Origin of the sequence: Arthrobacter sp. JSM 101049 (assembly GCF_041679245.1) — a bacterium.
Taxonomy (GTDB): Bacteria; Actinomycetota; Actinomycetes; order Actinomycetales; family Micrococcaceae; genus Arthrobacter_H.
The window spans coordinates 261,682-273,851 of record NZ_JBGFFC010000003.1 but is presented as its reverse complement, the minus strand read 5'-3'; the positions used below and the strand labels follow the sequence as shown (position 1 = coordinate 273,851).

General features: G+C 67.8%; 9 protein-coding genes. 5 read left to right on the top strand and 4 right to left on the bottom strand.

Features of this window, described 5'->3' with window-relative positions; translation table 11 throughout:
- Window positions 1–5: 5 nt before the first annotated feature.
- From AB8M85_RS10715 to lhgO, 3 genes are all read left to right on the top strand, one after another.
- Window positions 6–1,697 (top strand): ABC transporter ATP-binding protein, encoded by a 1,692-nt coding sequence (locus AB8M85_RS10715; RefSeq protein ID WP_372698803.1) that lies wholly within the window; start codon window positions 6–8, stop codon window positions 1,695–1,697.
- 130 nt (window positions 1,698–1,827) lie between these two features.
- A complete protein-coding gene (locus tag AB8M85_RS10710; protein WP_372698802.1) occupies window positions 1,828–2,337 on the top strand; it encodes a DinB family protein in 510 nt (169 codons plus the stop codon).
- 61 nt (window positions 2,338–2,398) lie between these two features.
- Window positions 2,399–3,604, top strand: coding sequence for an L-2-hydroxyglutarate oxidase (lhgO, locus tag AB8M85_RS10705; RefSeq protein ID WP_372698801.1), 1,206 nt, complete (start codon window positions 2,399–2,401; stop codon window positions 3,602–3,604).
- 58 nt (window positions 3,605–3,662) lie between these two features.
- Here lhgO and AB8M85_RS10700 read toward each other — a convergent pair whose 3' ends face one another.
- A complete protein-coding gene (locus AB8M85_RS10700) occupies window positions 3,663–6,488 on the bottom strand; it encodes an exo-alpha-sialidase (protein WP_372698800.1) in 2,826 nt (941 codons plus the stop codon).
- A gap of 464 nt (window positions 6,489–6,952) precedes the next feature.
- Window positions 6,953–7,537 carry a TetR/AcrR family transcriptional regulator gene (locus AB8M85_RS10695; protein WP_372698799.1) on the bottom strand — a complete coding sequence of 195 codons (585 nt, stop codon included), beginning with the start codon at window positions 7,535–7,537 and terminating at the stop codon, window positions 6,953–6,955.
- Window positions 7,538–7,676: 139 nt separating this feature from the next.
- Here AB8M85_RS10695 and AB8M85_RS10690 point away from each other — a divergent pair, with 139 nt between their 5' ends.
- Window positions 7,677–8,495, top strand: a complete 819-nt coding sequence (locus AB8M85_RS10690; protein ID WP_372698798.1) for an SDR family oxidoreductase — start codon at window positions 7,677–7,679, stop codon at window positions 8,493–8,495.
- A gap of 28 nt (window positions 8,496–8,523) precedes the next feature.
- Window positions 8,524–9,477 carry an acyl-CoA thioesterase gene (locus AB8M85_RS10685; protein ID WP_372698797.1) on the top strand — a complete coding sequence of 318 codons (954 nt, stop codon included), beginning with the start codon at window positions 8,524–8,526 and terminating at the stop codon, window positions 9,475–9,477.
- A 91-nt stretch (window positions 9,478–9,568) separates the two neighbouring features.
- Here the strand turns inward: AB8M85_RS10685 and AB8M85_RS10680 are convergent, their stop codons facing one another.
- Window positions 9,569–10,111 carry a MarR family winged helix-turn-helix transcriptional regulator gene (locus AB8M85_RS10680; protein ID WP_372699083.1) on the bottom strand — a complete coding sequence of 181 codons (543 nt, stop codon included), beginning with the start codon at window positions 10,109–10,111 and terminating at the stop codon, window positions 9,569–9,571.
- 1 nt (window position 10,112) lies between these two features.
- Window positions 10,113–11,858, bottom strand: coding sequence for an MDR family MFS transporter (locus AB8M85_RS10675; RefSeq protein ID WP_372698796.1), 1,746 nt, complete (start codon window positions 11,856–11,858; stop codon window positions 10,113–10,115).
- Between the last annotated feature and the right edge of the window lie 312 nt (window positions 11,859–12,170).

The following is a 12,170-nucleotide window of genomic DNA, read 5'->3' as shown; positions in this document are numbered from 1 at the left end:
AAACCATGATCGAAGAAACCATCGACGAGGTGTCGAGGCCCCGTCCACTGCTGGAGTTGCGCGATCTGGCGATCAGCTTCAAGACCGGCAACGGCGAGGTCGAGGCGGTCCGCAAGGCCAACCTGACCATCCTGCCCGGCGAGACCGTGGCGATCGTCGGCGAGTCCGGTTCGGGCAAGTCCACGACTGCGCTGGCGGCCATCGGCCTGCTGCCGCGCAACGGCCGGGTGGCCGGCGGGACCATGCTCTTCGACGGGGAGGACATCACCCACGCCTCGGAGAAGCGCATGATCGAATTGCGCGGCTCCTCCATCGGCATGGTGCCGCAGGACCCGATGTCGAACCTGAACCCGGTGTGGAACATCGGCTTCCAGGTCAAGGAGACGCTGCGTGCGAACGCCTTGCCGCACCAGAAGAAGGACGTGGCCAAGGTCCTCACCGAGGCCGGCCTGCCCCGGGCGGAGGAGCGGGCCAACCAGTACCCGCACGAGTTCTCCGGCGGCATGCGCCAACGTGCGCTGATCGCCATCGGGCTCTCCTGCCGTCCGCGCCTGCTCATCGCCGATGAGCCGACGTCGGCCTTGGATGTCACTGTCCAGCGCCAGATCCTGGACCACCTGGATACGATGACCACCGACCTGGGCACTGCGGTGTTGCTCATCACCCACGACCTCGGTCTGGCGGCGGAGCGCGCGCACAAGGTCGTGGTGATGTACAAGGGCCAGGTCGTGGAGGCGGGTCCCGCGTTGGAACTGCTGACCAATCCGCGCCACCCGTACACGCAGCGGCTGGTGTCCTCGGCCCCGTCCCTGGCCTCGCGCCGCATCGAGTCGGCCAAGGAGCTAGGCCAGGAGGCCGAGGAGGTCCTGGCCACCGAGCAGCCTGCAGCTGGCGACGACGTCATCGAAGTCCGCAACCTGGTGAAGAACTACAAGATCCGCGGCGAGCTGGGCAAGTCGACCGAGTTCCGCGCGGTGGACGACGTCTCGTTCAGCATCAAACGCGGCACGACGACGGCGGTGGTGGGGGAGTCCGGCTCGGGCAAGTCCACCGTCGCCAAGATGGTCCTGGGCCTGGAGGACGCCTCGGACGGTTCCATCCTGTTCGACGGCGTCGACCTCACCTCGCTGTCGCGCAAGGAGATGTTCGCCTTCCGCCGCCGGGTGCAGCCGATCTTCCAGGACCCCTTCGGTTCGCTGGATCCGATGTACAACATCTTCCGCACCATCGAGGAACCGCTGCGGGTGCACCGCATCGGCAACGCGAAGGAGCGGGAGAAGAAGGTCAGGGCGCTGCTGGACCAGGTCGCCCTGCCGGCGTCGATGATGCAGCGCTTCCCGAACGAGCTCTCCGGCGGCCAGCGCCAGCGCGTGGCCATTGCCCGGGCGCTCGCGTTGGACCCCGAAGTGGTCATCTGCGACGAGGCCGTGTCCGCGCTGGACGTGCTCGTGCAGGCCCAGGTGCTCAACCTGCTGGCGGACCTCCAGTCCGAACTGGGCCTGAGCTACCTGTTCATCACCCACGACCTGGCCGTCGTACGCCAGATCGCGGACCACGTGTGCGTCATGGAGAAGGGCAAGCTGGTGGAAACCGGCACCACCGACGACGTGTTCGACAACCCGCAGACCGAGTACACGCGCTCGTTGCTCGATGCGATCCCGGGCGCCGGTCTGATGCTCCCGCCCGAGGTCGCCTGACCCGCAGCTCCGCACGCCCGGCCCTGCCCGAACGGCCCGCCATCCTCCACCGGATGGCGGGCCGTTCGCGCTTCCGCACACGGTGCAGCGGCCGCCGCGACCTGTCGGACCCGGCGGCGACCATGGCGCCATGACCACGGAACGCACCATGCCACCCCTGAACGCCCCAGCACGCGAGACCCTCGAGGGATGGCTCGACTACCAGCGCGCTTCCCTGCTGCTCAAATGCGAGGGCCTCGAACCCCACGCCCTGCGGCGCCAGTCGGCAGAACCGTCGGCGCTGAGCCTGCAGGGCCTGGTCCAGCACCTCGCGGAGGTCGAACGCAACTGGTTCCGCCGTGTCCTCGCCGGGGAGCAGCTCCCGTCCATCCACCCCGGCGGAAGAAACCCGGAAGGGCACGACGGCGGATTCCAGGTGGACCCCTCGACCTCCTTCGCCACGGCTGTCGAATACTGGAAAGCCGAAGTCGCCGCAGCCCGGGCGAATTACGCCGGCCGCGGGGTCTCGGAAACGGTGCCGTTCGGGGGATCCGAGGTGAGTCTGGGCTGGATCTTCACGCACATGATTGCCGAATACGCGCGGCACTGCGGCCACGCGGACATCCTCCGTGAACGGATCGATGGGGCCACGGGGATCTGACCGTCAACTGCCGTGCAAGAATCGGACCACGGCCCAACGGCGGGCGGACGAGGGGAGCGGCATGGCTGAGCGGATCGGGATCATCGGCGGGGGAATCGTGGGCATCGCCATCGCCCGTGCCCTGGCGGCCGGGGGCGGGACCGACGTGACCGTCCTCGAGAAGGAACATCGGGTGGCGGCGCACCAGACCGGGCACAATTCCGGCGTCGTGCATGCCGGACTCTACTACCAGCCCGGTTCCCTGAAAGCACGGCTCTGTGCCCGCGGGCGGTCGATGACCCGCGAGTTCTGCCAGGACCGGAACCTGCCCTACCGGGAACTGGGAAAGCTCGTCGTGGCCGTCACCAACGACGAACTCCCGCGGCTCGACGACATCGAGCGGCGCTCCCGGGAGAACCGGGTCCCCGGGCTCCGCCGGCTGACGGCCGGGCAGCTGCGCGAGATCGAACCGCACGTCGCCGGTGTGGCCGCCGTCCACTCGCCCCACACCGCCGTCGTGGACTACGCGGCCATCACCGAGGCCCTGGCCGATGACGTCCGCCGGGCCGGGGGGAAGATCCTGCTCGGCCAGGAAGTTACCGCCGTGGCCCCCGGGGCCGGGACGGTGACGGTCTCGACGACCGCGGGAACGCATGACTTCGACCGGCTCATCGTCTGCGCCGGCCTGCAATCGGACGTCGTCGCCCGCATGGTCGGCGCCACCCCGTCGCCGAAGATCCTGCCCTTCCGCGGCGAGTACTGGTCGATGGCCGCCGGCCGGCAGGACCTGGTGAAGGGCATGATCTACCCGGTGCCCGACCCGCGCTTCCCCTTCCTGGGCGTGCACTTCACCCGCGGGGTCTACGACGACGTCCACGTCGGACCGAATGCCGTGCCGGCGCTGGCGCGTGAGGGGTACGGCTGGGGCAGGATCTCGCTGCGCGACACCCTGGAGTCGCTGCGCTGGCCCGGCGCACCGGTCCTGGCCCGCCAGCACTGGCGGATGGGTGCCCGGGAGATCTCCGCGTCGCTGGTCAAGCCGCTGTACTTCCAGCAGGCCCGGCGGTTCATCCCCGAGCTGCGCCCGGCCGATCTCGCGGCGAAGACCGCCGCCGGCGTCCGCGCCCAGGCGTGGGACAAGGACGGGTCGCTGCTCGACGACTTCGCGGTCGACCAGGTCGGCGCCGTGACCCTGCTGCGCAACGCGCCGTCCCCCGCGGCCACCTCGGCCATGGCGATCGCCGAGCACGTGCTCGAACACCACCTGGGCATGCCGCAGGTTCCCTGAACGACGACGGGGCATGGCACCTGAGTGGTGCCACGCCCCGCAGTCGGGATCAGGCGTGCTACTTCACGCGGACGGTGAGCGGTTTGCTCGACGTCGTGCCCGCCGCGTTGGAGAACTCCACGACGTATTCATAGCTGCCGGGGTCCCGGCCGGTAATCGACACGCGCGTCCGCTGGGCCGCTGGGGTGTTCGCGGTCAGGTCGCCGGAGGCGATCTCCCGGCCGTCCTCCAGGAGCCGGTAGCTGTCCGCATTGGTGCCCCACCAGAGATCGGCCGTGAGCGAGTACGCACCGTCGTGGTCGGTGTTGTCGGCACTGAGCACCGGCCGTCCGGGGGACGCGTCCGTGACCTTGACGGTCAACGGCTTGGTCGGCGTCGCGCCGGCGGCGTTGACCAGTTCTCCCGTGTACCGGTAGGTCCCGTTGGCCCTGCCCTGGAGGGGGACCGACACGCTCTGCGCCTTCGGGGTAGCCACCTCCAGCGGGGTCACGGAGACCAGAACGCCGTCTTCGTACAGACGGAACAGGCTGGCATTCGTTCCGTGCCACAAGTTCATGGTCACCCGGTAGGTGCCGTCCCTGAGACCCGTATCCCATCCGCTGTCGTCACTGAGCACAGCCGTGCCGGGCACCGTGGTTTCCCGGTCCGTGGGGGTTCCGGGGTCGACCCCGGTTCGGACGTCCAAGGGCAGGGCCGCGATGGCAGCCTCCACGGAAGCGTCTAGTGTGCCATTGGCCGCCGTGAAGGCCATGGTGTGGGCAGCGACCTCTCTGGCAGCGAGATCCTCATCGGTGAGCGTATGGCGCCACGTGTACTCCACGCTGTCGCCGACGGCCAGTTCCCCGGCCACCTCGTCGCCGCCTACTGACAGCCCGGTCAGACGGACGTTGCCGCTGTTCTTCAAGGTGACCGTGGTCTCGGCCGTGTCGCCGGCTGAAGCGAAGCCATCGGCATCGACGTCGACTACAGCGCCGCCGTCGTGCTCCTCGGTGAGCTGCGGGGCCCGGCGGAGCAGGTCCACTTCGTCGCCTGTCACGTTGTACGTCTCGTCGATGGTCGTGTAGGCCGGAACCTGCCCGGTGGTCCAGGTCGTACGGGGAACGAAGAAGCCGTCGGCGGCCTCGGCGGCGGTCACTTCATGGCGCGGAGTCGTGCAGCTGTAGGACGCTCCGACGGCCAGGGAGCTGTAGCGGCAGTTCCCGGCCGGGCTGGACTCGCCGACGGGTTTGGCGGCAAAGGGCGAGAAGTTGCCCGCCGTGGGAACCACCCATTGGGTGACGTTGCCGGTGTGGGTGACCCGGAACGTATAGGGGACTTTCTCGCCGGCGGCATAGGGGTTGCTGGCCAGATCGCGTGTGGTATCGGCGCGGTTGCCCTCGACGCTGATGCCAACGACGGTTTCGCCGGCGACGTCGGCGGTGACCAGTCCCTGCGACTCGCGGCCGTCGGCGGCGGTGAACACAACCTGCAGCTGGACGGACCCGTTGGCTTTGGCGGGCGAAGCCACGGGTACCTCGACCACGGTGCTCTGACCGGCGCCGATCTCCGGGACGTCGACAGGTTCCACTGTCCACCCGGTGGGGCCGGAAATGGTGAGCGTCCCGCCGGTGAGGCGGTCCGGTTCCTGGTTCGTGATCGTCACGGGAACCGTTGCCTTGGCCCCGGCATCGATGTCGAAGGCCTCTGCGGCGACGGGGGCGCAGGCGACGTTGAGCCAGTCCCCGTCATACGCAGCGAACTGCAGGTTGTTGGTGTAGCTGGCTTCGTAGAAGGTGCCGAATCGGCCGTCGGCGAGGGCCGTGGTGCTGGAGTAGGCGGAGAAGCCGGGGCGGATGGTCCGCAGCCCAGGCCAGGTCTGGCCGTCGTCGCAGGAGACCCGGGCGGAGACGTTCTCCCGTGCGGACTGCGAGTTGGCGCCGGTGTAGAGCAGCTTTCGGGCGGCGGCAGAGCCTTCCGGGGCATCCGGGACCAGGCGGGTGATCTGGGCGTTGTTCGTCGGATCCGGTAGCGCGTGGTCGACGGTGACGGGTCCGTAGGTTTGGCCGCCGTCTTCGGAGATGGCCACCTTGCGGAAGTGCCCGTTAGTTGAATCGCGTGAGTTCAACATGACCCGGCCGTCGGAGAGCTCGACAACCTTGTTTTCGTCCATCCCGGTTCCAACGAATTCGCCCCGGTGCCAGGTCGCCCCGTGGTCGTCGGAGTAGACCGAGTAGGCCTGAATGCTCCGGCTGCCGTCCGCCTGCTGGACATCTCCCGCATACTGCTGGATGAGGCGGCCCGGGTGTTCGCCGTAACGAAGCTGGATGCCTTCGCCTGAGCTGGCGAACATGCTGCGCACGTCGCCCGGCGCCGGCGTCTTGGACTCGCCGGGCTTGACGACGTCGGTGATCAGTCGGGGTGTCGACCAGCTCAGACCGCCATCGTCGGACTCGGCGACCGCGGCGCTGATGACCTGCCGGTCGGCGTCGTCGTTGCCGAATTGGCTGCCGTGGAAGCCCTGGTCCTTGGAGTAGACAAAGAAGGCGAACACCTTGCCGGCCTCGCGGTCCGTGACGAAGCTCGGGTCGCTGTATCCGTATTTCGGTTCGTTCTCGTCGCCCGGGTGGCCGGCGGCAATGGTCGACATGGCGCTCCACGTCCTGCCGTTGTCGGTGCTGCGCCGCATGACGATCGAGTTCGGGTTGGGGGAGTCGGCGGCGCTTCCGGGACGTGCATCCCAGGCGGCCAGCAGGACCCCGTCCCCGAGATGGGTCAGCGCTGTGATCCGGTAGAAGAAGTTTTCAGCGGTCCGGTCCGCTGCGAGGTTCTGTTCCGTGAACTGGCCTGGATCGGAAGCGGGGTCGCTGCCCGGGGTCGTAGTGGATGCGGCGGCTGGCCCGGCCATGACGAGGGGGAACAGCAGACCCAAGACGGCGGCGCCGATAGTCGTGCGGCGTAAGCCACGCAACCGTGCGTCTCGCCACCGAACAGCAAGGGGAAGGAGCGCGGGGGGTTCGCGGTGCATATGATGGCCTTTCGTGCCTGCGGAGAGGGCAGGTAGGAGGTGGGATGTCCTATATTGCTATGTGAAGCACATCACGAAGTCAAGGCTTGACGGGAATTGTGACAGGGGTCGTCGGGAAGCCGCGATGGCCGGGAGGAAGTCGACTTGGAGATGTCTTCGCGGGCCTCTACTTCTGCGGCGAGATGCTGGGCGGCTTTGTTCTCGGCCAACTATCCGGGCGGCTCGGGTCGGGCGGCGGACGTCTTTTTCGGCCGCTGCGCCGGTCGTCGGGCCTGAGTAAAAACGCGAAGGGCCCCGGTAGGAGCGTGGAAGGGGAAGCGGATCGCGGTGGAGGCCGGTGCGGATCAGTGGCCTGGGATGGCTTCTGCCAGGCCGGACACGACGCCGAGGAGCCGGGGCGCGCTGAAGTCGCCGGGGCGGCGGACCACGTCCATGGTGGCACCGTAGATAAGCGCGGCCAGGGCCGAGCGCAGGGCTTCGGGTTCGACTCCCGCGGCTTGCGAAATGCGTGCGGCCACCGGCTCCATCCTGGCTGCGTACTCATCGAGCGCCTGGTTGATCGGGCCGCGGAACTCGTCGTTGCGACGGGCAAAGTAGAACTGGAAGATCAGGTCGAGCTCGCCGCGCTGGCTCTGCAGGCCCTCGAGCTCCTCGGCCATCATGGTGTTCAGGGCGTCCGCCGGCGACAGCGACTCGCCGAAACCCGGCGGCGGTCCGTCCAGCGTGATTTCCAGGAGGCGGTCTAGGAGTGCGTGGAGGAGGCCCTCCTTGGAGTCGTAGTAGAAATAGACGAGTCCGATCGACAATCCCGCCTCGGCCGCCACGGTCCTGACGGTTACCGACTCGATGCCGCCGTGGAGCGCTACCGATTGGGAGGCCCGGATGATGTCCCGACGTCGCTCGCCCTCGGGCTTCTTGATCCCCACCATGGCCCAACCCTAGCCTTGCGTTACATCGAACTGTCGTTCAATATGTAATGTGGCTTACGTCACCCCGTCCGGCGGGCCTGGCAGCAGGGCCAGCCGGTGCCCGCGTGCCCAACCACTTCAGCAGGCAACAGGAGAAACCATGCGTCATCCCTTGCGAAACGAAACCGTCCTGGTCACCGGTGCCGGCAGCGGCATCGGCCGGCTTATGGCCCTCGGTGCCGCCCGACGCGGGGCACGCGTCGTGATCTGGGACCTCGATGCAGCCGCCGGCGAGGCAGTCCGCGACGAGATCCGGGCGACCGGTGCGGTGGCGGAGTCCTTCTGCATCGACGTCTCCGACCGCGAGGCCGTCCGGTCCGCCGCGGAGGCCACGGGGTCGGTCGACGTGGTGGTCAACAACGCCGGGGTCGTGACCGGAAAGCGGCTCCTGGACGCCTCCGACGAGGCCATCGAACGGACGTTCCGCATCAACACGCTGGCGCTGTACTGGGTGACCCGTGCGTTCCTCGGCGGGATGGTCGAGCGTCGGCACGGCACCGTGGTGACCGTCTCCAGCGCCGCCGGGATGGTCGGGGTCGCGAAGCAGACGGACTATTCGGCGAGCAAGTTCGCGGCCCTCGGATTTTCCGAATCGCTGCGGGTGGAGCTGGCCAAGGACAACACCGGCGTCAATTCGCTGGTGGTCTGCCCGTACTACATCGACACCGGCATGTTCGAGGGCGTGAGCACCCGGTTCCCCCTGCTGCTGCCGATCCTGAAGCAGGACCATGTCGCCGGGCGCATCCTGGACTCCATCGAGGCGGGCAAGCAACGGCTCATCATGCCGCCGGTGGTGCACGCGCTGTCCCCGGCGCGCATCCTGCCCGTACCGCTATTCGACAAGCTGGCCAATTTCCTGGGGGTGAACAGCACCATGGACCATTTCGTCGGCCGCCGCCGGGACCCCGCCCAGCCGTGACGGTCCCGCGCGTCGCTAGCATGGGCGTATGAACGACGTGATGACCCTCCGGTTCCTGGCTGCGCCGACGGATGTGTCCGAGGACGGGGTCACCGTCCAGGCCGGGCGGGTGCTCGAATGGATCGACAAGGCCGGCTACGCCTGCGCCGTCGGATACAGCGGCGGGTACTGCGTCACCGCCTATGTCGGGAACGTGCACTTCACCCGCCCGATCCGCAACGGCGACCTGATCGAGGCCACCGCCCGCATCGTGCATACCGGGCGCAGCAGCATGCAGATCGTCGTCACCGTCGACGCCGCCGATGTGCGCGAACGCCGGTTCCGTCCCGCGATGGACTGCATCCTGGCCTTCGTCTCCATGGACGAAAACCGCCGGCCGAAACCGGTCCCGCCGTGGCACCCCTCCGACCCCGAGTCGGAAGCGTTGTCCCACGGACTGGCCGAACGCATCGCCGCCCGGGCAGCCATCCGGGACCTCATGGGCGCCCAGGAGTACACGAACGCGGGCACGACGCCGAGGCAACTGTTCCGGTTCCTGGCCTCGCCGTCGGATGTGAATTGGGGAGGCAATGCGCACGGAGGGATCGTCATGCGGTGGATCGACGAGGTGGCCCGGGCCTGCGCCATGGGATGGTGCGGCGACGATGCCGTGGCCGTCTACTCCGGCGGCATCCACTTCCTGAACCCGATCCACATCGGGGACGTCGTCGAACTCGAGGCCCGCCTGATCCACACGGGCGAACATTCCATGCACCTCGCCGTGCATGTCAGGGCCCGGGACCCGCGCTCGGACCAGTGGCGCGACACCACCCGGTGCATGACGATCTTCGTCAGCCGCGACGACGCCGGCAAGGCCTCGCCGGTCCGCCAGCTCGTACCCGCCAGCGACGAGGACCGCCGACTGGACGCGCACGCCCTCGACCTGGTGCGTCTCCGCGCTGAGCTCGAACCCCTGCACTTCGCCACGGCACGCACCTACTAACTGCGGCCGGACGCCTCTAGCGGCCACGGCAACGGCCCCCGGGCCGAGCTTGTGCCCGTTCCGCGACCCGTTGCCGGTAGCCGATTCCGCGTCAGTCGGGGCTGTTTCCCGTTGCGCTCGTTTCGTTCAACCGTGCCAGTAGTTCCGCGAAGCGCTCGACCTCGTCCTGTCCCCAGGTCGAGAGCCGGCCATGGAGCAGCTTCCGTGATTCTGCAATGCTCTGCTCGTAGCGCTCGCGGGCCGCATCGGTGATGCTGACCAGCTTGGCCCGCCCATCGGCCGGGTCGGAGGCGCAAGTGACCAGGCCGAACGCGGCCATCTGCTTGATGGTCCGGCTCATCATCGCCTTGTCGGCCTGCAGCTCCTCGGCCAGTTCGACCTGCTGCCGCCCAGCGGAGTGGTTGAGCAGGGTCAGGACCTTGTAGCCCAGCGGCGGAAGGTCCGGGTGGATGGATGCAGCCCGGTTGCGGATGCTCCTCCGGGCTGAGATCACCAGCAGGCCGAATTGCCGTTCAACGTCGCTGATGGCCGCGTCCAACCCGGCGGCACCGGCTGGTTGGCCGTCAGCGGGGCCGTCGGCTGGGGCCTGCGTAGGCGGAGCCGCTGCGTTGAATGGATCGGGCAGGTGCGTCATCTCAGCCACGTGCTCCGGGGGTTTCCGCATCGCGGGCCGCCGTGGCGTCGACGTCGTGCCCGTCCGGGCTGGAGGCGACGAGAGGAATCGCATCCGTGTCGAGCGTCGGGGTGACCGCGATGGTGGCTTCACTCACCTCGGCCAAACGCAGTTCGGCGGCCTCGAGCTCCGGGTTGGCCGTTTCGGCGGAGGTGCCGGTTCCGGCGGCTTCGGCCTCGGCGCGCTGCTGGCGGGTTTGGTTGCTCAGTTCGAGGTTGGGCATGAAGACGATGGCCAGAATCGTCAGGATGCTCAGCGGCGCGGCCACCAGGAAGACATGGGCGACGGCGTCGCCGTAGGCCGATTCGAGGATCGTGCGCACCGATTCCGGCAGCGAGGCTACCGGGGGGATGCTGCCGCTGGCCATCGTCGCGGCCAGTTCCCTGCCCTGGGCTCCCAGGCCGGCGATGGCGGCCTGCAGGTCCTGGGTCCGCTCGGCGAGCAGATCGGCGATCTTGGTGGCCATGACGGCACCGAGGACGGAGACGCCGATAGTGCCACCGAGGGAGCGGAAGAACGCGATGCCGGAGGAGGCGACGCCGATCTCGTCTGGGGCGACCGCGTTCTGCACGATCAGGACCAGGTTCTGCATGACCATGCCGAGGCCGGCGCCGAGGACGAACATGTAGGTGGAGACCAGCACGAAGTTGGTGTCGTAGTGGATGCTGCCCAGCAGGTACAGCCCGGCGAGCTGGAGCACGGAGCCGATGACCATGAAGGCCTTCCACTTGCCGTGGCGGGAGATCAGGGCGCCGACGATCGTGGAGATGACCAGCAGGCCGGCCATCATCGGGATCGTCATGAGCCCGGATTCGGTGGCGTTGGCGCCGCGGGCCAGCTGCATGTACTGGGCGAGGAAGACCGAGGTGCCGAACATGGAGACGCCGACGGAGATGGAGCCGACCACGCTGAGAGTGAAGGTGCGGTTCTTGAACATCGAAAGCGGGATGATCGGCTCGGAGGCCTTGAACTCGGCGATGACGAAGGCGGCCAGGGCGACGACGGCGCCGCCGACCATCCAGGCCGTCGTGGCGCTGGCCCAGGCGAAGTCGTTGCCGGCCAGCGAGACCCAGATCAGCAGCAGGGAGACACCGGCAGACAGCAGGACGATGCCGGCGTAATCGATGGAGACCTTGCGCTTGGCCAGGGCGGGCAGATGCAGGGTCTTCTGGATCAGGATGATGGCCACGGCCGCGAAGGGCAGGGCGATGAAGAAGTTCCAGCGCCAGTTGATCGAGTCGGTGATGAACCCGCCGATCAGCGGGCCACCCACGGTGCCCAGCGCCATGATGGCTCCGAAGAGGCCCATGTACTTGCCGCGGTCACGCGGGGAGATGATGTCGGCCATGACGATTTGGCTCAGTGCGGTCAGGCCGCCGGCGCCCAGGCCCTGGAACACGCGCATGGTGATGAGCATCGTCGTGTCCTGCGAGAACCCGGCGATCGCCGAGGAGATCACGAAGACCAGCAACGAGAGCTGGAGCAGGACCTTGCGGTTGGTCAGGTCGGCGAGCTTGCCCCAGATCGGAGTGGAGATCGTGGTGGCCAACAGCGTGGCGGTGACGACCCAGGTGTAGGCGGTCTGCGTTCCGTTGAGGTCGGAGAGGATGACCGGAAGCGAGGTCGAGACGACCGTTCCGGCAAGGATCGAGACAAACATGCCCATGAGCAGGCCGGTGAGGGACTGCAGGACCTGCCGGTGGCTCATGCCGGAATCGGACAGCGAGGCAGAGCGCTGCGGGGCGGAAACTGAGGACAATGGGGCTCCAAGGGAGAGAAAGGGAATGGTTGATCTGCGACAACTATATCTAAATTGGTTGCCTGAGGACAACTAACTTCTCTGTGAGGTGCATCGCGTGAGACCCATTCTTGTTGAAGGACATACCCCCAGGGGGTACGGTCGACGTGTAGTCGAAGTTGGGAGAATGCATGAAGACCTCGTCGGGAATTCGATGTGCGGGTGCGGTGGCCGCCGTCGTACTGGCTCTGAGTGGCTGTGCTGCGGGAGGTGGCAGTGCCG